Consider the following 776-nt stretch of genomic DNA (forward strand, 5'->3'; position numbering starts at 1 on the left):
CTACCTGACCGAGGCGCAGACACGCGGCGCGGCCCGGCTGCGGGTCTCCTATCTCTCCTCGATCTCGGTGGCGCCCGAATTCTCGGAACTCGCCGGCCTCGTGAACGACACCAAGGTCGGCTGGACCCGGATTCAGGCCCCCGGCGCGGTCAAGGTCGTGGAATTCGCGATCCCCGAGGGCGTCCTCAAGAGCGGCTACAACGCCGTGACCCTGACGGCGAGCCAGCGCCACCGGGTCGATTGCTCGATCGAGGCCACCTACGAGTTGTGGACCCAGATCGATCCCTCCCGCTCCGGGCTGGTGGTGGCGCCCGCCGCCGACCTCGACCTGAAATCGCTCGCGGCCCTGGAGCCCGACGAGAGCGGCGCGCTGCCCCTGGGCGTGCTGCTCAACGAGAAGCCGACCCTGCCCCGGCTGGAGCGGATGATCGGCGCCGTCCAGGCGGTGGCCGTGGTGAGCCGGCTGGCCCGGCCGGCGGTCAGCTTCGGCACGCCGCTGACCGGGCGGAGCGGCGTCAACCTGCTGGTCGGCACCGCCGCCGAGATCCGTGGCACGGACGGCATCGAGGAACTCGGGGCGATCAACGGGCCGCGGCTCGCCCTGCTGCCCGCGCGCGGCAACCGCGTGCCGACCCTGGTCGTGACCGGCCTCACCCCCGACGACGTGCGCGCCGCCACCGCGCAGCTCGCCGCGACCGGGGATGGCGGCGGCAGCCAGCCCGGCGCCGCCCTCGCCCCCCTGATCCGGGGCGACACGGCCCAGGGAGGGGAGAGGC

General features: G+C 74.0%; 1 protein-coding gene. It reads left to right on the plus strand.

The window, feature by feature from the left end:
• Nucleotides 1-776 (plus strand): cellulose biosynthesis cyclic di-GMP-binding regulatory protein BcsB (locus MZTS_RS24820; protein ID WP_192285989.1); only part of this gene is annotated, 776 nt, incomplete at both ends.

The organism is Methylorubrum zatmanii, assembly GCF_014845115.1.
Classification (GTDB): domain Bacteria; phylum Pseudomonadota; class Alphaproteobacteria; order Rhizobiales; family Beijerinckiaceae; genus Methylobacterium; species Methylobacterium zatmanii.